The 24,243-nt window shown below is 54.7% G+C and carries 17 protein-coding genes, 1 tRNA gene and 2 pseudogenes; 9 read left to right on the top strand and 11 right to left on the bottom strand.

Features of this window, described 5'->3' with window-relative positions; genetic code table 11:
* Positions 1 to 77 precede the first annotated feature (77 nt).
* Positions 78 to 1,145: a hemolysin family protein gene (locus tag OSC37_RS17635; protein WP_267164263.1), complete on the bottom strand. Its 1,068-nt coding sequence runs from the start codon at positions 1,143 to 1,145 to the stop codon at positions 78 to 80.
* 747 nt (positions 1,146 to 1,892) lie between these two features.
* Here OSC37_RS17635 and OSC37_RS17630 point away from each other — a divergent pair.
* The 3 genes from OSC37_RS17630 to OSC37_RS17620 all read left to right on the top strand — a co-directional run bounded on the left by OSC37_RS17630 (position 1,893) and on the right by OSC37_RS17620 (position 5,355).
* Positions 1,893 to 2,171 carry a hypothetical protein gene (locus tag OSC37_RS17630; RefSeq protein ID WP_267164262.1) on the top strand — a complete coding sequence of 93 codons (279 nt, stop codon included), beginning with the start codon at positions 1,893 to 1,895 and terminating at the stop codon, positions 2,169 to 2,171.
* A 277-nt stretch (positions 2,172 to 2,448) separates the two neighbouring features.
* Positions 2,449 to 3,078, top strand: a complete 630-nt coding sequence (locus OSC37_RS17625; protein ID WP_267164261.1) for a hypothetical protein — start codon at positions 2,449 to 2,451, stop codon at positions 3,076 to 3,078.
* A gap of 1,098 nt (positions 3,079 to 4,176) precedes the next feature.
* Positions 4,177 to 5,355, top strand: a complete 1,179-nt coding sequence (locus tag OSC37_RS17620; RefSeq protein WP_267161275.1) for an ISH3 family transposase — start codon at positions 4,177 to 4,179, stop codon at positions 5,353 to 5,355.
* Between the two features lie 148 nt (positions 5,356 to 5,503).
* Here the strand turns inward: OSC37_RS17620 and OSC37_RS19045 are convergent, their stop codons facing one another.
* From OSC37_RS19045 to OSC37_RS17605, 4 genes and pseudogenes are all read right to left on the bottom strand, one after another.
* Positions 5,504 to 5,875 carry a sensor histidine kinase gene (locus tag OSC37_RS19045; protein WP_382187561.1) on the bottom strand — a complete coding sequence of 124 codons (372 nt, stop codon included), beginning with the start codon at positions 5,873 to 5,875 and terminating at the stop codon, positions 5,504 to 5,506.
* A 36-nt stretch (positions 5,876 to 5,911) separates the two neighbouring features.
* On the bottom strand, positions 5,912 to 6,475 hold the full coding sequence (locus tag OSC37_RS17615) for a transposase (protein WP_382187581.1): 564 nt from the start codon (positions 6,473 to 6,475) through the stop codon (positions 5,912 to 5,914).
* Between the two features lie 58 nt (positions 6,476 to 6,533).
* Positions 6,534 to 6,980 (bottom strand): annotated as a pseudogene (locus OSC37_RS17610) (helix-turn-helix domain-containing protein); the annotation flags it as partial.
* Positions 6,981 to 7,023: 43 nt separating this feature from the next.
* Positions 7,024 to 8,220, bottom strand: coding sequence for a PAS domain S-box protein (locus OSC37_RS17605; RefSeq protein WP_267164260.1), 1,197 nt, complete (start codon positions 8,218 to 8,220; stop codon positions 7,024 to 7,026).
* 283 nt (positions 8,221 to 8,503) lie between these two features.
* Between OSC37_RS17605 and OSC37_RS17600 the strand changes: the two genes are divergently transcribed.
* Positions 8,504 to 9,103 carry a site-specific integrase gene (locus tag OSC37_RS17600; RefSeq protein WP_267164259.1) on the top strand — a complete coding sequence of 200 codons (600 nt, stop codon included), beginning with the start codon at positions 8,504 to 8,506 and terminating at the stop codon, positions 9,101 to 9,103.
* A gap of 45 nt (positions 9,104 to 9,148) precedes the next feature.
* Here the strand turns inward: OSC37_RS17600 and OSC37_RS17595 are convergent, their stop codons facing one another.
* The 3 genes from OSC37_RS17595 to OSC37_RS17585 all read right to left on the bottom strand — a co-directional run bounded on the left by OSC37_RS17595 (position 9,149) and on the right by OSC37_RS17585 (position 13,321).
* Positions 9,149 to 9,658, bottom strand: coding sequence for a universal stress protein (locus tag OSC37_RS17595; RefSeq protein WP_267164258.1), 510 nt, complete (start codon positions 9,656 to 9,658; stop codon positions 9,149 to 9,151).
* Between the two features lie 85 nt (positions 9,659 to 9,743).
* Entirely contained in the window at positions 9,744 to 10,568 is an 825-nt protein-coding gene (locus OSC37_RS17590; protein ID WP_267164257.1) for an IS5 family transposase, read from the bottom strand.
* An 89-nt stretch (positions 10,569 to 10,657) separates the two neighbouring features.
* Positions 10,658 to 13,321, bottom strand: coding sequence for a PAS domain-containing sensor histidine kinase (locus OSC37_RS17585; RefSeq protein ID WP_267164256.1), 2,664 nt, complete (start codon positions 13,319 to 13,321; stop codon positions 10,658 to 10,660).
* A 262-nt stretch (positions 13,322 to 13,583) separates the two neighbouring features.
* Between OSC37_RS17585 and OSC37_RS17580 the strand changes: the two genes are divergently transcribed.
* Positions 13,584 to 14,600, top strand: coding sequence for an IS110 family RNA-guided transposase (locus OSC37_RS17580; protein ID WP_368409598.1), 1,017 nt, complete (start codon positions 13,584 to 13,586; stop codon positions 14,598 to 14,600).
* A 272-nt stretch (positions 14,601 to 14,872) separates the two neighbouring features.
* On the opposite strand, the gene OSC37_RS17575 is transcribed toward OSC37_RS17580, so the two are convergent.
* Positions 14,873 to 15,011 (bottom strand) — tRNA-Leu (locus OSC37_RS17575).
* Between the two features lie 436 nt (positions 15,012 to 15,447).
* On the opposite strand from OSC37_RS17575, the gene tsaA reads away from it, so the two are divergent.
* Positions 15,448 to 15,939, top strand: a complete 492-nt coding sequence (gene tsaA / locus OSC37_RS17570) for a tRNA (N6-threonylcarbamoyladenosine(37)-N6)-methyltransferase TrmO (protein WP_267164255.1) — start codon at positions 15,448 to 15,450, stop codon at positions 15,937 to 15,939.
* A 782-nt stretch (positions 15,940 to 16,721) separates the two neighbouring features.
* Here the strand turns inward: tsaA and OSC37_RS17565 are convergent.
* Together OSC37_RS17565 and OSC37_RS17560 are read right to left on the bottom strand one after the other, a co-directional pair.
* On the bottom strand, positions 16,722 to 17,162 hold the full coding sequence (locus OSC37_RS17565) for a universal stress protein (protein ID WP_267164254.1): 441 nt from the start codon (positions 17,160 to 17,162) through the stop codon (positions 16,722 to 16,724).
* Between the two features lie 180 nt (positions 17,163 to 17,342).
* A complete protein-coding gene (locus tag OSC37_RS17560; protein WP_267164253.1) occupies positions 17,343 to 18,065 on the bottom strand; it encodes a hypothetical protein in 723 nt (240 codons plus the stop codon).
* 144 nt (positions 18,066 to 18,209) lie between these two features.
* Here OSC37_RS17560 and OSC37_RS17555 point away from each other — a divergent pair.
* The 3 genes and pseudogenes from OSC37_RS17555 to OSC37_RS17545 all read left to right on the top strand — a co-directional run.
* Positions 18,210 to 18,374 (top strand): annotated as a pseudogene (locus OSC37_RS17555) (transcription initiation factor IIB family protein); the annotation flags it as partial.
* A gap of 82 nt (positions 18,375 to 18,456) precedes the next feature.
* A complete protein-coding gene (locus OSC37_RS17550) occupies positions 18,457 to 21,042 on the top strand; it encodes a PD-(D/E)XK nuclease family protein (protein ID WP_267164252.1) in 2,586 nt (861 codons plus the stop codon).
* Positions 21,039 to 23,888, top strand: coding sequence for a UvrD-helicase domain-containing protein (locus OSC37_RS17545; RefSeq protein WP_267164251.1), 2,850 nt, complete (start codon positions 21,039 to 21,041; stop codon positions 23,886 to 23,888). Before OSC37_RS17550 ends, OSC37_RS17545 begins: the two co-directional genes overlap by 4 nt.
* Positions 23,889 to 24,243: the final 355 nt, after the last annotated feature.

The raw sequence follows: 24,243 nt of genomic DNA, 5'->3' as shown, positions 1-24,243 counted from the left end.
CCTTCAGGGCGGGGAGGATGTCAATGAACGACAGAATCAGAGCGAGTCGCCACCCACCCAAATCGACTCACGTATGTCTAATCGAGGACAGCTGGGTCGTCTTGGTCAAGTGGATCTTCGATATCGCCAATAATTGTCTCAAGAAGATCAGTGACCGTTACGAGTCCAACTACCTCGCCGTCTTCGATTACAAGCGCAAGCTCTTGGCGCTCTGTCTGGAACTGATCGATCGCATCGCTCACGTCAGTATCGGTCGAGAGTGTCATTGTCGGTGCCGCGAGGTCAGTGAATGCAGCATTGTCGCTGGACAGTTTCTCACGGTGATTAAAGAGGGCCGGACTGTAAACGACACCGCGGAACTCGGTCAGATCCTCACCAATCAGTGGATACCGCGTGTGGGGATGCTCTTCTAACTTCTGAAAGTTCGATTCGGGATCGTCCTCGGTTGAGAGTGCCACGATGTCTTCACGGGCAATCATAACCTCTCTCACCGACTGTTCGCCGATAGTCAAGGCATTCATAATTTCCTCACGGCGTTCATCTGGCAACTCGCCTTCTTCAAGTACCGACCCAAGCTTGTTTCGGAGTTCTGCCCGAGTCTCGATGATTTCCTCATTGGTTTCTGTCCATGATTGGGTCATTTTGATGCCGAACAGTCCCAGTGTTGCCTTTGCAATCGAGTCGCCAACCCAGATAGCCGGAGCGAGTATTTTGGCGAACCAGTACAGCGGTCGGGCGCCGTAGCGGGCAACTTGTTTGGAACGTTCGACGCCAAGATATGTTGGCGTTTGCTCGCCGTGTGTGAGATGGACTAAATTGATAATCAGGAATCCAAGGAGCGAGCCAGCGCCGACTGAGGCAAGCGTGGTGTTCGCAAACAGCGGTTCAAAGAGCGCTGCCAGTCCGGGTTCAGCAATAATACCCAGCGCGATACTCGTTCCGGAAATCCAGACTTGGCACGTCGTCAGATAGAACTCCAAATCGTTGGTCATCTCCCACGCGAGTTCAAGCCCGGGCGTGTTGAACTCCGATTTCGGGAACTGTCTCACACGGGTCAGCGCAAATTCGACTGCAACGAAATAGGCGTTCACCCCGATCAGGATGATACCACCAAGAATCCGCAAACCGATTTCAAGCGGTTCCATCGGCTGGCCATACTAGTACCGGACATAAGATAGTGTCCAAATCAGAAGAGAAACACTGTCGTTTTATCTGCCAGACTGCAAGACTCGTGCTGTCCATCTTGCACTGCAGTTCTAGTGGAAGACTGATAGGTGACTCCGCGAGAACCTGCGACAGTAGACAGTTCTTATGTAACAGATATCCTCACTACCCGGACGATTTGTTACATAAGGCTGCGATGCCCCACGCGGACCACACACCACGTTTCCGGAGTGTCCGCTGTTGGGTGACACCCCGTCTACCGAGTGGAACGCGCTAGTACCGAGTTATTCGATCAACTGTTCTCGGTCAGTCCAGAGGGTGAAGTCAGCAAGACAGACTCGTTAACTTGAGGGGGTTTGTCTGGACTGGCTGGTACGACTGTATTTGCGAAGTCCTCAATTTGTTCTCATCTGTAGGGTTTCGTATATCGTGCCTATGACAGTGATACCCAAGAGAACTAACAATGAAACATCCACGAACGTGTTGACTGCCGTTGGTCCGTTGGAACTGAGGTCCTGTAGCGCATTCCACTGAAGTGACGCAAAGACCACACTCAGTAAAATAAGCATCATCACCTCACGCCATTGCGGTATATCACTGGTGGAGGACATCATCATAATTATTCCTCAGAAGCTGAAATGTTTTCTGATGAGTGTGGATCCTGTACGGAGCCCTGTCCTCGGAACGGCACCGTCACATTTTTGAGAATCGTGTTGGAAATTCGATTGATGCCCTCCAACAACGCGACAGCCGCGGCCCCGATAGCAACTGGCGTGCTGCTCGCTGGGACGGCTGCACGAGAAGTCGCACAACATGGACTCGAACCCTGGGCGACACTGGCGCTCACCGGTGGTCTCTCCGCGGTCGCTGTCGGCCTCGGCGTTCTGACCGGCCGTGGATTCGACTCTGGTGACGACCTCGACGGATACCAAGACCGGACAACAGTCGCGCTTGTCGGCCTTGCGGTGACGAGTCTCGCGGTCGGTGCCGGGATTGCGCTGGCGTAGACGACGCCAATCAACCCGTGTCCACGTTACAGCCGATATCCGTCCAACGTACGCTGCCGTCCGGAATACGCAGCGGCGCATGCCGCCGCGGTTTCTCTCAGCACCGGCCTCGGCACGTCCGGTCGGGAGACGTAACCCCGCGCGTCAGGCACAGTTTGCCGGACCGTTCTGATGCCGTTCGCGTGCGTACCATTTCAGTAAAACGTCCGAAGCAACTGAAACCGACGTTTGAATTTACGCTGCCGGTTTTTATATGGTGTCTGTAGGTGTACATGCAATGCGACGGAAACTGATACCGCTCCTGACGGTCTTCGCACTGTTGCTCGTCGCTACCGGTGGCGCAACCGCCGCCGCCGGCGACGCGAGCACGAACATCACAGCAAACGACGCCTCGGACGACGGCGGCGATGTCGGCATCTGCCTTGTCGGCGCGGATTCGCCGTGCAACGACGCTCCCGAGGACGCCAATGATACTAATACAAACGACAGTGAGCACATTGGTGACGACACCGATGCTGACGACGGTCGGATGGGTATTCCGGAAGACCAGGACGGCGACGGTGAGATCGACGAGCGCTTCCAGGGTGACGACTCCGATGCAGAATCCGGCAGCGATGCCGGTATCTGCCTCGTCGGGGCAGACTCGCCGTGCAACGACGCGCCTGCGAACGGGGATGACGTCGGCAACGGTACCATCCACATCGAACCGGTGCCGGACAAGTCCACGTCACCGACCCAGCCGACACCGAACAACGACTCAACGGACATCAGTTCTGAGAGCGACCGGAACGACGACAGTCAGATCTGGATTCCGGAAGACCACAACCGCGACGGCTACATCGACGACCGCTTTATCGGCACCGTTGGGCAGCTCGTGGCCGATCTTGTCCCGCTTTTGGCGTTCTGACCGGTCCTCCCCCTGTTGCCCTGTTTTCGCCGTTAGCCACAGGTATGTAGCGAGTCCACAGCACACTCCCGGTGTCTGTCAGAGGCTGTGTTACATCGCCATAAAGCGGTAGAATTCACTGTTTGACGGCCCGCTTGACGTTGTAGTACAGCGGTTCATCACTGAGCACACGAGGACACGTTTGTCACCGAGTACGAAATGGCGCGGTCGAACCCACCGACGGACCGGACGACGGTTTGGCTCGTCGTGGTGCTGCATTAATCCCGAGGTGACGGTCACTTCACAGCGCTATTGAGTGAATGACGACTTCTTACACAACTCGAACAGCACGCCGGAGATGGTCAGTGCAGGTGACCGGGATATTGATTACCCTTCGGCGTAGATCAGGGTTCGTCGGCATTCGGGACACACGTATGGAACCGGCGTAAGGATTTCATCCGCTCGCATGCTACTAAGAAATCCGTCGTCTTCCGTCTGTGAAACAATAGAGAGTTCACCAACGGCGTCGGTCCCTTGGAGCTCCATCTGCTCTAGTGGCTCCCCACAATCTGGACAAACCGTCTCAGAGGGCATACTTGGCACATCGTTTCCCGTCTCAAAAACCAATTTGGTTTGATCACTGGTCTGCTGCACGCATCCCGATCGAAATCAATACAGATCGTCTACTGATCAGAAAGTACTTAGACTCATAATTTCATCCTTCGTGTGGCAATGGAAAGAACCGAATTGGTCCAAACCATCACCCTCTGGTTCGTGGTTCTGATTTTCATTCAGACAGCGTCCGGGTCCTCCGACAGTCAAGTATTAGATGCAATCGGAATCGTCGCAATTTTGCTGATGTACCTCCTTCCAGTGTGGATTATCGTTGAACTCGCCTCGGACGTCATCCGACACCAGTGAATCGGCAACAGTGATGTTCAGTACACACCTGTACTGAGCAATCCGTAAGTTCCCCGTCCAGCCGAAACACGTCCACTCTGTTCTTGTTTCCTCTACTCCCCCGATGGTGTCGGGAGACGAATTTCGGTACTTCACGAACAGCGTAATCGGTTAGATTGAATCGTTGATTTGACCACGAGAAAGTGTCTGGATTAGGATGTGTTCAAGCTCCCCAATCCAGACGGTTATCTTTCGGCGTCGGAGGTAAAAGACGTAGCGGAAGAGGTCATCACTCCACTCCCGTTGCCGGGTGTCGAGGGGAGCCCCCTCGACCCCGGCGATATCTGGCTCGTCGTCATTTTGGCCTGCACCAATCAGACCTCGATTTGGGAAACCTGCAAGGACACCGACGGAACACCATGCGACGACACCGTCTTGACGTGGCTACATACACTCAATCGGCAGTGGCTCGAATTCGTCGCTAACCTCCTACTCGCTCGCCTAGCTATGACGATTCTCGACGCTGACCGGTCGAGAATCGTCTCCATCGACTTTATCGATAACCCCTACCACGGCGATCACTACGCCGATGAAGGCGAACTCTGTTCAATGTCCCCCAAAGATGGGACCACAACGTGTCACCGATACTGTACGGCGTACATCGTTTCCAACGAAAAGCCAGTGACGCTGGCGATGACGTACGTCCGCAACGACGAAGACGAGGCCGACGCGGTCGAGCGCGTGCTCGCCCGCGTCGAGAACTATCCCTTCGAAATCGACCTCCTGCTTGCCGACAGCGGGTTCTACAACGAACGCGTCATCCGCCGTTCCCGTGAGATCGCTGCAACGGTCGTTCACGTTCCCAAGAAAGGTGAGCGCATGAAGGACAAACTCGACGTACACAAGTCGTACATGACGACCTATCGCATGTACAAGGACAGCGAGCGGGAGCTTCAGATCCCGCTCGCGGTCGCAGTCTCCTACCAGAATGGCGACCGTGGCAAACACGGAGAGGTTGTTCGGGGCTACGTCGCCTGTGGCGTTGCTGAAAAGTCACCGAAGAAAGTCGAACGCCTCTACAGGAAACGCTCAGGCATCGAGACGAGTTACCGGTTGCTTCGGCAAGCACGAGGGATCACGACAACGCGTGATCCCGTCGTGCGATTTGCGATAATGCTCGTCGCGGCACTGCTGGAGAATCTGTGGCTCGTGCTCCGATGGGCGGTCGTCGCCCGCCCGCGGCGGGGCGGGCGCGACCTCCCGGAGGAGTTCACGTTCAAGACGTTCTGTGACTGGATTCGGAACGAACTCGAAGACGAGTTAGAGCGACGCTGGTACGTCGAGGCGAACGGTGTGGGTGTTCCTGAGACGTACGGCTCGGTGGCAGCCGCGGGCTGACCGCGGTCAGCCCACGGCCTGTCCGAGGATCCGTCAGCGACAGCTCTCTGCAGCACCGGCGTAAAATTGCCTGTTCTCGTCCGTTTGGTGTGGTAGCTCGTTTCTGCCGTCCGTTCTTTCACAGTGGTTGCGAGAATCTCCCCCAAAATCATACAGAAAGTGATTCGTTTGTGGCGTTCAGATCACGCTGTGTCGACTCGTTCGTGAAGTACCGAATTTCGATCGTCGTTCCTTGATCGGCTTCCGTGACTTCGATTTCTCCATCTAACGTCGTGATAATCCAATAGCTCACCCACAGTCCAAGCCCCTGTCCATGGACAAGCGGTGTCTCTTCGCCCGCTTCTAAGACGTCCCGTTCTGTATTTGGAAGTCCCGGCCCGTCATCGCATATTCGGCAGGTGATCCAAAGGTCCGAAACACCCACCTCAATTCCGACGGATGCAGGGGTTCCCCCATGCTTTGCGGCGTTGTCCACAAGTTCAAATAGCGCTATTTCAACGCGTGGAAGCGTTTCCGCGATCGCTTTATCCGGCGCGTCAACAGTTATTGATAGTGACTAGGACAAATATTTGCTGGTGAGATATGGCCAAATATCTGGTTCGTTGATCGTGCTCAGCCCTTGTCGAAGATACTCTTCCAGCGTCGAGAGATCAGGAACGAGTCGATGCTTGAACCACTCCTGAAGCTGGTCCCAGCAGCCTTCGACGGCGTTTAATTCGGGAAGCTTCGACGGGAAGTACCAGACCTCGAGATCGTCACCACGTACGCACGCGACCGAACTGTCTCCGACAGTTTCGGTCGCTCGGGTGCCGCTGACGTGCTCCCAGAGATCCCGTGCCCAGAAGTAGCCTGCCCGGTCAAGAAACACCACCAACTCGTCACCGAAGCGCTCTTGTAGCGCTTCTAACAGTCGGATTCCGTGGAACCGGGTCAGGTTCTCGTCCGTCCAGCAATAGAAGCTGTCGCCATCGTCGGTGACAGCGCCCAGCACTGTCACCGACTCCCACGAAGTCGAAGTCTCGACAGTTGGATTCGAGCCGATCGGGAACCAGCCACGCCGCAAGACAGTGCCAACGTGTTTGGTGAATTGATCGACGACAACGACAGTTTTCTCGCTCAGTTCGGGGCGTTTTTTCGACTGTGTCTTCGAACTCGGCTTTGTCTTGGGGGTCGGCCTCGTGGTGGCGAGGCCGTGCTGTCCGACAGGACAGCCCGGCCTCTCTCAATAAGTCATACGCGTATGTTTCGTGGTATTCGACGCCATACTCCTCTTTGACGTGGTGAAGCAGAAGTTTCGCTGACCAAGCTTGTTGGTCGTAGCCGAGTTCAGTCGGTGGCTGTTGTAGTTGTTCGAAGAGTTGCTCGCGCTCTGCTCCATCGATCTTAGCCGGACCACCTGGTCGGGGAGCGTCGTAAGGAGCTTGCTCAATCGGTTGTTCCTTGAACCGATTGAGCCAATTTTGAATCGTTCGCGTAACAACACCGTGGCGCTCAGCCAGCGTGTCTATTTGATCGCCTTGCTTGCGGCCGATCGCCGCGAGAACACGTTCTCGCGGCTTTCCTTCGTCGATCTGGTCCTTGAGCTTGTAGAGTTCTTCGAGCGTGACATCGTCAAGCCGACCCATTACAGGCTCTAAGATCTCGATAAGCAAATCACTTGCCTAATCACTATGAGACGTCTGGATACCGTGTCTCACACTCAGTGACAATACGATTGACCAGCGGAATAATATCCGTCAACTCCAACTCGGGCGAAATCTCACGATTTTGTTCGATTTGCTGCGCAGATTCGGTCAGATCAAGCAACCGCGTCGCAGCTGCCCTGATCGCTGTTGCTTTGGTAGCCTGCTCCGCATCCATGTCTTCGGCAAGCACCTCTGCCCAAGTCCGGATCACAGACATCTCGTTTCGCACGTTGTGTCGAAGCACTCGGTTGATCACGCTGATGAGCCCTTCCCGCTGGCGACGTTCTGTTGCATCACGGATCAATATCTGTATCCCGACGATGTCGTCCTCGGAGCGTTCCGACTCCGGCACGCTCCCGTCATAGATCGGGACACCGCGAATATCCGTATAGATGATGTCACCTGATTTCTTTTTTAGTGGCAAATCTTGGGCTTCGGCTGGCTCCCCGCTCAGTATCTGTGAGCGATGTTTCAACGTCCGCTCGCTGGTCTGTGCATCCGGATGGGTGATCGTTACCGGTTGGCCAATAAGTTCTGCTGGTGAATAGCCCAACAGATCGCGGACGCTTTCGGACGCATATGTGAACATTCCGTCAGTATCGAACCGAAAGATGGAGTCGAAATTGGCCTCAATGACGGCTCGGTATATTTCTTCTTGCTCGTTCAACCGCTCTTCGTGCTGTGCGAGTTCTCGTTCGTAGCTCCGCCGTTCGATGGCTTGCCCACCGAGTCTAGCGATCAGTTCAACGAAGAACCGTTCTGCGTCAACAAAGGGGTCCTCGCGTGGCTCTGTATCAGCAAAGCACGCCGTCCCATACACTTCGCCACCGACGATGACTTTCGCGCCGATGTACGCCCCCAAACCGAACGTCTCAATAGCAGTGTCGGGAATCTCTGTGGACGCATGTGCGTCCTCAATGGCGAGTTGGCTATCAATTGCGATGGTTCGACGACAGTAGGCTTCATCGAGCGGGCAGCTTTCCCCGGGTTGGATAAGCGGATGGTCTCCGGTTGCGTGAAGAATTTTTTGCGTGCCGTCAGTGATACGCGTAAAAAAGCCCACTGAAAGGTTGAGATATTCAGTACCGAGATCAAGGGCCTGCTTGATTTGAGTCTCAAATTCTGTGTTCGGATCTGCAAATATTTCGTAAATTTGGTCTCGGTACGCAACCGGCCCCATACCCAAGCGTTTTCAGTTAGATCATTTGAGCGTTTCGCTGCACAAACAACCCGTGCTTCTGTACGATACCGAGCGATTTGAGTTCGTGTAACTGAAACGAGTTCCGGTGCAAGACTCGCAGTGCGATGTATCATTTTCTCACTCGGACAAGAAGAAGACATAGATTCACGGTTTTTCTGATAAGTCGTAATAGATTCCCCGAGTTTCACTCGAAATCCGGTGTGTATACCCCCGATTGTACCAGCCGCTAGATACTTTAGTGTCGGAAACTGTACTAATCGTAATGCGTATCGAATCGACCAGCGGCGATGAACACAAAGTATGGCTCACCGACAGAGAGATCGAGGACCTCCGACGGGCGACCCGCAGCCAGCGCGATGACATCATCATCCAACTCGGCGCGTACGTCGGCCTGCGTGCGTTTGAAATTCCACAGCCCACACCCAGCGATATCACCAAGAGCGAGGGCGGACAGTACCGACTGCGCATCGAGGCCGGGAAAGACACCAGCGGGAACGGTGGAAAACCACGGAATGCCTTCCTCCCGAACAGCGTCGAGCGCGATCTCCAGCGCTTTCAGAACAGCGCGAACATCTCACCGAGAGACCCCTTTATTGATTTGAAACAGCCCGGTGTCCGCGCCGTCGTCAAGCGCACCGCCGAGCGTGCAGTTGCAGAAACCGGTGTCGAGGACTTCCGTAAGGTCAGTACCCACGACCTCCGGCGACGGTTCGCCCAGCGCCTCCTCGTCGACGAAGCGATGAACCCGCGCGTTGTGATGCAAGTTGGCGGGTGGAGTAGCTTCCAGGCCATCGAACCCTACCTAAACGCGCCAAGCGAAGACATCGTCGACGATGCCTTCTCGGAAGTCGATGTCGTCTAAGCGCTTGGCCTTGTTGAAATCCTCCAGTACTGATAGATTCGGCATTCACCCGAGAAAATAAAAATCCGACTTCGGGTTTTTGAACGGCGAGGCATTTTTGAGTTTGGCAATTTTAGCAGGGCTCCGGTCTCGAACGATGACGACATCGTAGGCCTCATCTGTCGCAACAGTTGACCCTACGCTACCCACCGCTGAAACGAGATGGCCGGCATTCTCACTACCGAGGAAGACCATTGAGGCGTCCTCTTCCCGTGCCACTTTCCGTAGACGTTTTGCTATAGAGCCAGATGGTGCATAGCGATCTACAACTTTATGTCGGAAATCGGCACTTGGACATAGGTCGGTCACTTGCTCGTGTAATGTTGATACAACAGATTCCAAATCAAACTCTTCGTCCTGCTCGATCCAGCCGTGTTCTCTGGCATAGTCCTTATTTTCCTTTGGGATTACACTTACAGCCAGCACATCTTCGTCAAATACGTTCCCGAACTCAGTTGCCCGGACAAGTGCTGCTTCAGCGAGGTCAGACCCATCGAATGGAACGACCAGTGTCATACCCTAACTTTTCCTACGGTACAGAAAGTTTCTCGGGGTCTTGTCCAAACCGTGAGAATCGAGGATACGTGTAATTCCAGTTAGATCAGAATATCTCCCGCTCGATGTTGTGAACGACGCATTTGATGACGAGTTCGCGGAACTGCTTCCACCAGACACGCGACCGTACGAATGCACCGAATTTCTGTTTGATCGCCGCGTTGACTGTCTCGTTCATGTTCCGTTGATGGTAGAGGTCAGTGTCCAGTCGTGCGTTCCACGCCTTGTGGAGTGACGAGAACTCACGGTGCTTGATGAGTGGTCGAACGTCGTGATCACGAGCGAGATGCCGGAGCTTCTGGTCGTCATACCCCTTGTCTCCGGTTAGTACCGTAATCGATTCCGCGTTGCGCTTCACAACCTGTGGTGCAATCTGTGTATCGTGCTTCCGTGTTGTCGTCACGTGAATATCGAGCACTGCGTTGGTCGCGGTATCGACCAATAGCGTCGTCTTCAACTGTTGTATCGTAAGATTGGTTCGCTTGGTGTAATGGGCTGAGGCATGCGCTCGCTCAAATCCGGACGCATCGATGCCAGTTACGCCATCCAGTGGAAGTCCAACGAGTGAGACCCGCAGCAGAACACGCCATACGGCCATCTCCAAGCGGTCGAACGCTTTGCAGAGTGTGGATGGTGCAGGGATCGAATCAAGGTTGAGGGCATCACGAATGCGAGGCATCTCGATGAGTTCGTCAACGAGGTCCCGGTATGTGGTCGTTTTCTTCACCTTGAGACAGAGCAAGACAACGTGCTGAGGGCGGGTGTATCGTCGTTTGGAGTATTTCGACGAGTAGCGGGCAATCACCTGTTGCGCCAACTCGAGTGTTCGTTCGACAAACCGAAGCAGGTTGGATTTCGGAACATCGTCCATCAATCAGCATTCAGTAAGTGAACCTGTTACCTTCTAAGGATTTCAACAAGGCCGTCTCTCCAATAGCTGCTAACAAAGTAGAACCTGGCTTAGACCCTTCGTACCGTCGGTAGCTCAACAACGAATACGGCCCCTTCAGTTGTAGCCGTTTTAGCCGTCTGGTTGGCAACGGCGTCACCGCTCTCTCTATCTTCGACCCACACATCACCACCGTAGGTCTCAACTAGCGACTTGACCAAGTAGAGGCCAATGCCGGTGCCCTCGCTGTCAAGACCTTTTTCACCCTTTCCGAAGATATCTGCCTTTGCAGCGTCAGAGATACCAGGCCCGTTGTCTGCAACCCGAATCCTGATTTGCTCATCTTCTACCACCGATGATACTGCGACTGTCGGGACTGCTTTGTCGTTGTGCTGTACCGCATTTTTCAGTAGATTTCGGAATACTGAGCTTAACATCTCATTGGCTCGTACGGACACGGGCTCGATCTCTGAGGCAGTGATGATATTGGCTTCTGGGTATGCCTCACGGATCTGTTCAACCTCACCGGTTACCACCGAGCGGATACTAATCGGCTCAAGCTCGTGGTCTGCTGAAAGCATGACAGCTGCCATCTCTCGGGCCACATTTGTGAGATCAACGGCATGCTCTGCGTTTTCGTGGACGGTCTGCAAATGCGTTTCTGCCTCATCATGATCTATCGTGTCCGCAACTATCTCCGTATACGCGAGTATCAACTGGAGATTATTCCGGATATCGTGACGCAGTACCTGATTGAGAATATTCAGATTGTCACGTTGCTCCTCTAGTTGACGTTCGTAGACTTTCCGTTGAGTGATGTCGTTCGCCACTGCGACGAATTTCTCCGGGGTACCCTCAGCATTGGTGAGCGGTGAGACGCTCTGGTTGAGTACGACCTCCTCACCGTTTGCCCGTTCATCAATCACTTCATCTTCCCACTGATCACCGGCGAGGATCGTCTCCCAAAGCTCGTCGTAGTAGTCATCGCTGTGTTCGCCAGATTTGAGGATACTTGGCTCATGACCGATGGCCTCGGCTTTGCTGTATCCGGTAATCGCCTCAAACGCTGGATTCACATACTCGATAGTCCCATCTGTCTCGGTAATATACACCGCGTGACCGGTTTGTTCGGCGGCCTTCTGAAATTGTTTGAGTTTCTGCTCCCGCTCTTTTCGCGCAGAGATATCGCGGACGAGGGCATGTACAACTGATCTGCCATTATAATTGAATCGGGTGAGTTTCACCTCCCCTGGGAACTCTGTGCCATCGGGGCGTTGATGTACCCACTCGAAGAATGCCTCGCCCGACTCAAACGCCTCATCAATCCATTCACTCGCAGCCACCTGTGAGGATTGTCCGTCGGGCTGTGTCGTAGGTGACAGATCCCCCGGGGCGTACGTGACGAACTCGTCGACGGAGTCGATTCCAAACAGTTCAAGTGCTTGCTCGTTACAATCGAGATACCCGTTACGATCAATGAGCATGAGCGCATCACGATTATGCTCAAACAGATTGCGATATTTCTGCTCGCGTGCTTCAAGCTTCCGTTGATCTTCTTTTTGCTCTGTTATGTCGATTAGATAGCCGACAAGTGAGGTGTCTCCAGTCTCGTCTGGAGCGACATTGGTATATTCTTTTACCCAGCGGGTGTTCGCGTCAGCATCGCGTATCCGATAGGGATCCAGGCTGACCAACTCAGTATCATCTTTTCTCTTTTTACTAAACCCCTCTTTGACCTGTTGTACGTCCTCGTCGTGAACGAGTGAGATAAAATCAGTTGACTGCAGTTCAGCTGGCGTATAGCCGAACGTGCTTTTGACGTTATCTGAGACATATTCGATAGGCCAACCAGCGTCATCGCCCCAGCGGAAGACAACTGCGGGCCCTTGTTTGAACATATCTCGCTCAGTTTCGAGTGCCTGCTGGGCGGTCTTTTGCTGGTCGATATCGATATGAATTCCAACGGCACGGATCGGGTTGCCATCGGCATCTCGCTCAACGACAGTTCCGATATCACGGATCCACTTCCAGTCGCCGCTCGCGGTTTTCATCCGATGTTCTGTATCGTAGTATTCGGTTGCTTGCTGCTCGTGATTCTCCAAGGCTGTTTTGATCCGCTTAGCATCTGCTGGGTGGGTTCGACTCTCCCAAGCACTGAGATGTGGCTCGATATCCGCAAGTGAGTAGCCGAGCATCGAAGCCCATTGCTCGTTGTACTCGACATGATCGGTCGTCATGTCCCAGTCCCAGACGCCGATCCCCGCGCCTTCGATGGCGAGTTTGAGCCGTTCTGTGAGTTGCGCTACTTCCTGCTGATTCGATTGGTGGCTATCAGGCGGTGAAGATTCTGAGACCGTCTGAGAGGTCGCCACAATCTTTTCGACAGTTCCGTCCTGGACAACAGGCGTGTACGTCGTCTCCCACGACACTGTCGATGCCGGCCAACTGATGGTTTCGGTCTGTTCAATAGGCTCGACATGTTCAACACAGTCTCCCAGTGGTTCACGAAGCGCGGCTGCATCTTCAGCAGCTAACAAATCGTCCAGTGGTTGGCCACCGTGATTGTCTCTCTCGATCCCTGTCTGTTCGCTGTGGATAGTATTGTTATCTTCAACCACGAATGAGTGGGTAGTGTCATTCTGTTCGACAGCAAACACACAAACGGGCTCAGAGATACTACTACAGATTGCGTTGTAAAGGCTTGAATAGTCGGTTTTTGTATCGCTGGATGTCATCGACTTACACCTGATTTCCGTTGATTTGCTTCATACGTCCATCTCTCTAGGTCAATATTGTGAGATACTTACTATAATAACTGGGAGAGATATATATCTGTGGGCGTATAACGGAAGCGGAATTTGCCGCTCTCAGCTCGTAGTTGGTGATGAATACGCGCCCTCCATCTTGCACTGGCCGACCAACCGATCTCCCGAGAGATTCTGCTGTTTCACTGACTCGATGGAAACGCTGCTACTCCATGAGAGCGTGAACTAAGACATGGGGCGCAAGAGACCGAACCGAAGACCGTGCCTCAGAGCACGTTTCACTGACTGGTCCGTGTGCGAAAGAAGCCGAGTCATGGGCGCTACAGCCCGGATGCCGCGCAACGCGAACCTCGACGACCTTGCCCAGCGGTACGCTGGCGCACAAGCCGCGCTTGAGGCGACCAGCAATTACTACCACATCCACGATACGCTGTCGGAGCATTTGGATGTGACTGTTGCTCATCCGAAAGAGCTGAACCAGATTGCTGATACTGACAAGAAAACCGATCGCGTCGACGCAAAAGAGCTTGCGCGGATGGTGCGGTTGAACTCCGTGCCGGAGAGCTACGTTCCCACTGACGAAGTCAGGGAAGCCCGCGCACTCGTGCGCGGGCGACAGACGTTAGTCGAAAACCGTACCAAGTACGCCAATAAGATCCACGGACTCCTCTCGGATCATGGCATCACTGAGGAGGTGAAGCCGTTGAACAAAGAGGGACGAGAGTTCCTGCGGGAACTCTCGCTCCCGACGCCATGGGACTCGTTGCTAGAGTCATACATTGAGCTGATAGAGACGCTTACCGAAGAGATTCAGAGCCTTGACGAAACAATCGAAGAGCGCGCTGGGTCTCTGAAGGAGACTCAGTCGCTGATGACGATTCCCGGTGTGAGCTACTATACGGCGTTGACGATCTACGCAGAGTTGGGTGAGATTGATCGGTTCGACGGTGACAAAGAAGTTGTCAGTTACGTCGGGTTGAATCCGGTGATCCGCGAGTCAGGCGACTCGCGGATCGAGGGGAGCATCTCGAAGCGTGGATTTGGGAGAGTCCGGTGGCTGCTCGTCCAGGCTGCTCATACGGCAGTTCACACATGTAACGACGAGTATCTGAGTCGCTTCTACGAGCGGCTAGCGAGTCGGAAGAATTCACAGAAGGCAATCGTGGCGACAGCTCGGAAGATGCTGGTATCGATCTACCACATGCTTGACCGAGGCGAAGTGTACGATCCACCTGGTGTAAGCGCGTAGACGTGGAATCTGAGGGCCGCCAGCGGCCCTCAGTGGCCGGCCGAGGCCCTCCAAGAGCGACTGCTTTCGCCAGACAGCAACCGCACCGCATCACGATAGGGGCCGCCTGTCGGCTGTGGCAATAGCAGATTCAGAGACGGCGTAATTATTTTGTCGTTAACGGTGGTTTGTGTAGGTAGCAGCGTTTCCATAGGTGTCTTCGGTAAGAGCCTTGTATAGAACGATGCAGCGAGTGCTGAATAGACCGCGCGAATGTTGCACAGGAGTAAAGATGGACACGCTGGGATTTGAACCCAGGGCCGTCCGGATGATCGGATCACTGACCGATGGCCGCAGAACGTGCCGCGCGGACTCACGTTCCCGGTGAGCCGATCTTGATCCGGCTGTTCTGCCAGACTGAACTACGTGCCCGCATGCCGAATCTTCAACTACCGCACGAATAACTTCCTAGCCCTAATCTCACTCTCTGGGATGTCTTGCCTAATCTAACGAAGCAGCTATCTGCTTCGGAATTTGTCACGAGTTCCCGTGCAAGATGGAAAGCTGTCTCTTACCCACAAATAGAGTCGCTGTCAGCATCGATGAATTCGACTGCAAATCCCGATACCTACAGATATAACCCCCTTATGGAACGATTTTGCCGACCTCGTTTACCCGCATTCAGTAATCGCCTACCAGTGGTACCACTGCCCGAATCGCTCCTCACCGCGATTTTCCGAGTACAAATCGGGTCCGACAGCGGCTGAAACGTCTGTTCGGGGCTCGGTGAACTTATCGGTAAGAGACAGAGATGGACAGCGCGTATCGGTCACGAATTGATTTATTAATCCGAGCCTGAACTACCGGTGTGTCCGAAGATCAACTCAGCTACAAGCCGATCGGGGTAATTCGAACAGCCTTCGAATCACCGGATGGAATGCCGATCCAACCGGTCGGAGACACTGCTGTAGAGGGAGCTGTCGAACTCAAGGAGGAATATGCAGATGGGCTACAAGATCTCGACGGATTTACGCATTGTATCTTGCTGTATCATTTTCATGCGTCTGACGACGCTGCTTCGCTGAAGGTTGAACCGTTTCTTGATGACGAGCAGCGGGGAGTGTTTGCAACGCGAGCCCCGCAGCGTCCAAATCCAATCGGCCTCTCTGTCGTCAAGATTGAATCTGTCACAGATGCAAAAATAACCGTCAACGGTATCGATGTCGTCGATCAGACACCCTTACTGGACATCAAGCCATTTGTTCCCGAGTTCGACGTTCCATCTGATGTGGATACCGGATGGCTTACAGCCTCGGAGTCAACGATTCACTCAAAAGAAGCCGACGAACGATTTCTTTGAGAGATGCAGCCTCTGAGCCGCTATATCAATCACTCGCTTGAAATAACCTAAGAAACTATCACCATCGGAGTGCTGAATACAGGGCATGGGGCATATGCAGCAATTGGAGAACTCACTTCGAAGAGCGTGGCTTAGGACGTTCTCAAGTGTCTCCGGAAGTGAAACTTCATCGAGGGTCGTCAACAACGTCTTCAAGTGACTCCCGAATGGCTGCAACATCTTCTTCGAGTGATTGAACACGGTGATAGAGTCCTTCAACGGAGTCAATATGTGGGATTTCTCTCTGTTGCTCACGGAGTACTTCGACAAATTCAGTAACATCTTCTCGGAGTTGTGACTGCTCAGCTTCAATGTTGAGCCTGTCATAGAACACGCCCCACACTTTGGTCGGTCTGATTACTGCTTTTAAGCCGTAACAAATTCAGAAGCTCGTGCACCCGGTGCACGGAGTATAGAACAAGTTAGAAAGAAAACGTTCCGTTGTGGATACTGATATTTAGACAGCATCAACGGTGATTCGGTGTGGAGCGCACGACTGTTGTGAGAATGGAGATGGCGGTCTCGGAGCCGCTGACTCCGAATACACAAACAACCATGCGGACTATTCTATGACACGCTGTCAATGTTGTCTAGCCGCTGTTCGATATTACCCATCTGCTGTTTGATCTCACCTCTCTCCAATTCGTCGAGTTGATCTTCAGCTGTCTCAAGACGGTTTTCGATAGACTCGTTCTGAGACGTGTCTCCAGTCATGGCTATGGTTCAGTTCACCCTGGGACAACTTACCGATTGGGGTGTGTTCGAACGATGTAGATGTTGTAGCCGGTGTCGGTCGCAACAGTTCGTCCGACACTTCCAACTGTCGCAGCAACGCGACCAGCATTATCACTGCCGATGACGACGACCCGAGCATCAGCATCTCTTGCAAACCTCCGAATCTCCTTTGCAATCATCCCGGGATTCGCATAGCGGCTAGTTGCAATGATCTTTAGCCGAGCATCAGGAGCAATATCCGTGACGATCTCTGAAAGCCGTGTCTTGATTGTCTCAGGATCGAACTCCTCGTCGTCAATAAGCCAATCATGATTTCTTGCATACTTGTCATTATTATTCGGGATCACGACCACGGCGATAAGAGCTTCAGAACGGTTCTTAATTTCTTGCGCCCGCTGAAGCCCCGCTTTTGAAATCTCACTATTATCGAACGGGACGACGACTGTCATATATTCAATTGTGTCTTTGCTGTATTAGAGGTTTATACACTGATAAACTCGCCTCAACTGCTGACTGCAACCTCTGTATGTTGCACAGCCCCACCTGCCAATTCTAAGAGAGATGCCGCTATCTCACTCGTTTCGGGAACGGCTGTTTTTCTCGTCACCAACAGACCGGTTCACAGTCACTCACCCGACTGCTGCGGAGAGTGTCGCCTGAGCTGGGTCGGGATGCACGCCGAACTCCACCGACGACCTGTCGTCTCCCCCGAGACGGTCTTCTTGATCTAACAGGATAGCCAGGAGTGAGACGACTGGCTCAACCGGCGGATACTGTCTCGTCAGCGGTCCTACATCCCGCTCGATTGGGGGCGGCCCCCAGAACGCTGCCCTCGCTACCGCTCCTCCAAACTCGAACCCATACTCGACGCCGTACTCGTCAGCGCTGGTCAACAGAACCGCAGACACCGCGTTCGAGAGGTGCCATTCCCCACCTGTTGCCGTGGTCTTCTGCCCCACCAACATTCTCGGCAACGGCTCGCCGTCGTGTCGTTCCGTCCGGAACGGGAGACACAACCGCCACAGCGTTGCCTTCCCGCTTCCCCGGTCTTCACGTACCAACAGGCCAGCACTCTCCAACTCCGCAAATCGCCGCTCGTTGGGTGGTTCTGACAGTGATCTTGCTGAACATCCTGCGAGGTCAGCTAACTCTGTTTTCGATACTCGCTCCTGGGCGTCGAGCAACGCTGCAACCACCTTTGACACGACAGTTTCACCCATCTCAGGCAGGATTCGTCGCCATGACAGCTGGGACAGTCCGTACTGAACATCCTGTAGATCCATCTCTCGCGGCTCGTCTTCTTCCCCAAGAGCAGCTACCGCATCCGCCGCTGCGACATTGTCACTGCTCAACCCACCTACCACTGAAATCGCCTGCCGCCCCGGGCGCAGCCCGTCTTTGAATTACAGGGTTCGAGTGACCGCTTCCGCTACTGCCCGGCGACGATTCCCGGCGACATCCTCCTCATCATAGAGATTCCCAGTCATCGCAAACAAGTCTCGACAGGCGTCCATCCCGCCGGGTTCGCAGCGGCCTGCCTCTACAAGGCCGGTTGTGAGCAGGGCCGATAGCTGACGCAATCTGATGTCGCGGACGTGGCGAATGCCTCGAAGGCGACCGTCCCGGTACATCGAGATACATTGGAGGAACAGGTCGTCTGACGCAGTCCACTGTCTTTACTTCTGTACTGCACATCGTTCTATCTGACAAAGATTTAACCGACATCGATGACATTCTACGTGCGTGCCATTTCCCCGCGCCAAATCGCCACGCCAACTCTACGATGAAGTTAAATCATACGACCGGGTAATCACCCCGGACGGACCGCTTGCGAGTGCCCTCAACCGCCACCTCGATCGGTCGCATCTCGGCCCGTTCGCGATCCCACCACGCCGACTTGCAGTCGGTCGACGCCAAGAGTCTGAGGACCGTCTCGCCTTCCTCGGCATGCTTAATCACGAGGACTTCTCCTGGAAGCGCTGTGCATATGCGGTTGGGAATATCCTCCAGTGTTGGGAACACCGAGGGTCACACGACGCCATCTTCGAGTATGACGGCTACGTTGACGACGCCACCGAACGAGCTGTGGAGCGAATCGCGGAACTCGAGACTGCCTCGATGAAACTCACAAACGAGACCATCGATTCGGATCTCGACGTGGTCGTCGTCGAGCCGGCGATGCTTACCCAACTCGAACGAGCGTATCTGCCCGCCGAGTACGACACGGTTACCCTCTTCACAGATACGGCGTTCGAGCTCCCACCATTCCGGATTCACGATTCGCCGACAGAGATTGTGGAGACTGTCGTCGATTCTGTAGATGACGAGAACGCTGATAACGTCGGGATTGTTCTCGACCAGGAAAGCGAGTACTCACCGCTTATTGAGTCCGCACTCGAAGCGGCCGACATCCCGTTTTTTGGCGGGCCGGGCTTCACAGATCGCAGCGAACATCGGTTGTTCATCCATCTCCTCCGGACCGCCCACCGGGGGACTGATACCCGAATAAGCGAGGTTCGGTCGCTGTTGACGGCCTTCGATTGCGACGTCGACGATGCTGACACAGACAAGCGACTGCACGAGCTTGACGATGGACACCTCGAGTGGCTGATCGAGTTCTGTCACGACGTCCAAGAGTACACGTTCTCGGACGCCCTTTCAATGTTTGAACGCCACGCCGACGAGACGCTTGACGCCTTCCGCGAGGAACTGGAGACACTCAAAATCACCGACAAATCAATTACGGAAGCGCGTCTCGACGATTTGTCGTTCTATCTCCAGACCTACGAGGTCCCGGTCGACCGAGAGAACGAGGGCGTTCTGCTCGCCGACGCGAAATCGGCGTCGTACGTGGGTCGGGAGGTTGTCTTCTACCTGGGGCTCGACGACCGCTGGACCCACTCCGCACCACGTCGTCCGTGGGTCGATCAGGACGCTCAGTTCACACGGAACCTCAAGAGCTTCCAGCTGCTGTTACAGAGCGGCAGCCAGCAACATTATCTCGTCCAAGACGCGACCGGGGGATCATCCGTTACGCCATGCTTGTACTTTGAAGAGCTCCTCGAACCGGAGTACGACCGTTTCTCCGATCTGCCTTCGACAAGTCATCAGATCCAAACAGCAGCACGAGCCGGTGACGGGTTCGAGAATGAACCCGCTGACGTGTCTCCTGAGCCGGTCAAGACGATCAGCAAGTCGAGTCTCAATACCTACGTGAACTCACCGCGAGACTACTACTTCAGCCGGATCGTCGACGGTCCGGAGAAGGCGTATCTCACCGAGGGTAACCTGCTCCACGACTTCGCGGAGTTCTACGTCAACCATCCGGACGAGATTGACGAAGAGGCACTATCAGAGGTCGTCGAACTCATGCTCGATGAGGTCCGTCCGCTGGTTCGTTCCGTCGATGAACGGACCCGGCGCACTGAGTATCGTGCGAGCCTCGAAACAATCGTCTCATATCTTGACGCGAACCAGCCGACTGAGGGCGCGTTTCTGACCCCGTCCAGTGGGGGTGACAATGCTGTCGCCGCTCACTTCGGTCGGGATGTCGACTCCCCCGTGACTGAATGCCGGTTTGCTGATGAAGAACTGGGCATTAACGGGATGATCGACCTCGTTCAGTCGCAGCGAAATCTGCTTGACTACAAGAGTGGCAGCGAGAGCAGCGCCACCTCGATCGTCAAAAACGCCGCGGTCGATGAGCCGACAGACGAGCCTGACTTTCAGGCGTTGCTTTATCTCACCTATTGGCGATCGCAGCATCCGAGTGAGCAACTCTCGTTCACGTTCTTCTACGTCACCGAACTCGTCGACGACATGATCGCCGGAGATGTCGATGTCGACGACGCGCTGACGACTGTAACATACTACCCCGAATCACTCACCGAGCACGTGCGACGGGAGGGGTTCTTCGAGTATCTCCGTGAGGAGGGGGCACAGAAGTGCCAGAAAATCCTCTCGAAAATCGACTATCAGACATACGCCGCGCTCTTCGATGCTGCGCCGCTCGTCGAGACCACCGATAGCGACGAACTCATCGAATCGGAGTTCGGAGAGACGATGATTGATCGGCTCGAATCCGAGATTGGCGAGTACAAGTACGTGACAACAGGGAGTGAGCAGGTGATGCGCGCAATCGCCGACCGGCAGAAGGGTGCGTTCTTCAAAACCGATCTCGATGCATTCGAATCGTTTGTTGACGATCGACTGGCGGAACTCAACCGGCGGCGCACTGGCGAGGAGGCGTTCCCAATCGAGGGGCTCGCCGGCGAGCCGAACTACCGACGGGTTGACAACCGAGATCTCCTCCTGGAGGGTGAACAATGAGCGGCGTCGACCCGAACCCGGAGCAACGCGAGCTCATCGAGGCGATTGACGGCCTCTATCTCGTCGATGCGGGTGCTGGGACTGGGAAGACGTTCACCGTTACCCGGCGATACGCCAATATCGTGGCCCAAGATGGCGTAGATCCCGAAGACGTGTTGTTGGTGACCTTTACCAACAACGCGGCCGATGAGATGCGGGAACGAATTGTGCGTCACAGTGAGTATGGGATGCGGGAGCTCGCGAACGCGCCGATCCAGACGTTCCACTCGCTATCACACGACCTGCTCGACGAGTATGGACACGACGCACCGACATCGCTCGGAATCGATGAGACGATCACTGGCTCAACACGGATTATCGAGGACGAAATCATCGAACAGGCGCTGTTTCGTGAGTTCATCGGCCAGTTCATCGATAATCACCCAGAGTATGACGAGTTCTTCACGGCGCTGTCGGAGACGTCAGAGCTGCTCAATCTAATCAAGGAACTGTCCGCAAAGGGTGTGTTCCCCACTGCGGATGGCTGGTACCGGAACGACGAGTCACACCTCGACGGAAATTTCGAGGCATTCGAGACGCTGTTCACCGACCGAAATGAACCACGGAACGGCGGGAGCAAGCAATCGAAGCTTCGAGAGAAGCTCAATGGGTACGGTAAAGATAAGACGTACCTCCCGGAGGCGCCCGCAAAGTGGGAAATCCGCGGCGATGGCAAGCAAGTCCCGACGGACCTCGCTGAACGCGTCTTCGAGGAGGACCGAACAGCACTCAAGCGGTTCGTGCACGATGTGTATCACGCCTATCTTGAGTTCGCGCTTCGGCGGAACTACCTGAACTTCGGGTTCCTCCAGCTGTTCGCGTTCGTACTACTGTGTGAAGATCACGACCTTCGAGAGCAGCTGGGGTACGAGTACGTGATGGTTGACGAGTTCCAGGACTCCAGTGAAATACAGTTCAAACTCACGCTGCTTTTGGCCGGCACGAACAACATCTGCGTTGTCGGCGACTGGAAACAGAGCATCTACAGTTTCCAGTACGCGGACGTCGACAACATCCGCGAGTTCGACGAGCGGCTCGAACGGTTTGCCGCGGAGCTGAATCGGGACGCAGATCGAGTCACGTTCCCGACGACGCCGGTCCACGACAAGCAACTGACGCGGAATTACCGCTCGACGCAGTCCATCTTGGACTTCTCTACCCACGCGCTGACTGCCCGTGCGACAAAGAACGAATCACTGGATGCGGAGGCTATCTCCGAGCAGGTAACACCACTGACCGCCGATACAGACCGAGACGATAGTTACATCGAGGCGCTCACGAGTGAGGACGAACACGAGGCCATTCTCGAGAAGATCGACGCAATCGTCGACAACGACGCCTACGCCGTAGAAGGCGACGACGGCACGTATCGCGCTCCAGAGTACGGCGACATTGCCGTGTTGACGCGAACCCGTGATTTCGGGCGGGATCTGCTCGATACGGCGAGTGAATTCGGTCTGCCGATGGCCTACGAGGGCGGGATCGAGGTCTTTCGGACCGACGCCGCGAAGCTGGTGTTAGCGTGGTTGCGTATCCTGGAACGCGACGCCGAACGCGGGTGGGCGCTGGCCCTCGAAGAAGCTGGCTACACGATCGACGAGGCGAAGGCGATCATCGAGCGTGAGGCGTACCCCGAAGCTATGGTTGCCTTCCGAGAGGAGCTCCGAGAGCTGGAGACGTTGGGCGGGGCCGCCCGGCGCGTGTTCGAACAATACGGCCGTTCCGGCCCCACCGCTGACGTCGTTCTCGACACTATCCAGTCGGTTCACGGGACGACGACGTTCACCCGTGGCGAGCTGATCCGATTCATCGAGGAGGCGATTGCTGACGGGAGCACACACGACGTCGACGCCAGGGCTGGGACGAATGCGGTGACTGTCCAGACGATCCACGCAACGAAGGGGCTCGAATACCCGATTGTCATTCTGGCGAATATGAACGCCAACAAGTTCCCGTCTTCCGGGGGTAGTGGGAGCGATATCGCGTATACCGACCCGATTGGTCTCCGACAGCGGAAGGTGTACTCAGAGGAGGCACACGATGTCCCTCATGTCTACGACAGCTGGAAGACAGACGTTCTCAATCGCTGCCTCCCTCAGAACTACGACGAGGAGCGTCGGCTCCTCTATGTGGCTGTCACGCGTGCTGAGAGTCACCTCGTCTTGACTGGTGGCGCTGACCCGAATTCGTTCCTCGATGCACTCCCCGTTGCTGTCGAAGAAGTCGATCCCGATTTATCTGCATTCAATCCGGATGACGGCGAGCATTCACCGTATTCGGTTGACATTCCTGAGCCTGATGGCCCGACAAGCTACTCACCGCACACCTTCATCGATGACGCCGTCTTCGAAGGCAATACCGGTGGCCGAGGAATGGAGTTCGGCTCAGACGTCCACGAGTTTGCGGAACGGTATGTTCTCGGTGAGGAAGTCGAAACCGGCGACAACCCTGACAAGGAGCACGTGAAGGCGTTACTCGACTCACTCGATGGTGAAACGAGAGCCGAGATCGATGCCTTCCTTCCGCTTACCGTCGACGGCGAGAAGATAACGATAGGCGGTATCATCGACCTGCTCCACGTGACAGCTGACCGTGTCGAAATCATCGACTACAAAACTGATCTCACAACGCACGCACAAGATGAATACCGGAAACAACTCAGTATCTACTACCATGTCGTCGCCGACCAATATCCCGATCGGTCGGTCACTGCGTCTATTTTCTACACCGATGATGGCACTCGGCACAATATTACCCCTCTCGACAAGGCGGCTCTTCGAGAGCTAGTGCTAACACATAGTGTTTAAATTACTTGTCTCGTAGGTACTGAGCACCAACTCCCCTCTTTTTATTCGGTGCTCCAATTAAAGAGCAGGATGGTACGTACATTGCGGAAGGTCGTGATGCGTTGTCAGCTGACGAAGCGTATCGCGTAACGATTCTAGAATCCCCTGCTCGACGGAGTCGTCACTTCTCTTGGTAGTCGTGTTCCTCGTTGGTGTTAAGGGCCTTGAATGGTCTTTTAGCTGAATGCAGGCGCTAAGCCCCCTTCCCTCAAGGAGCACCGCAGTCCGCGCCAGCGGACAAGGAGCGCAGTAGGGAGGGGATACAGCGCCGTCATCGTCTTGCTTACACTGTTCTGTTGCTGGCTCACAGGCCAAC

This window comes from Halovenus salina (assembly GCF_026410925.1).
GTDB lineage: Archaea > Halobacteriota > Halobacteria > Halobacteriales > Haloarculaceae > Halovenus > Halovenus salina.
This window is presented reverse-complemented; position numbering and strand designations above follow the sequence as displayed.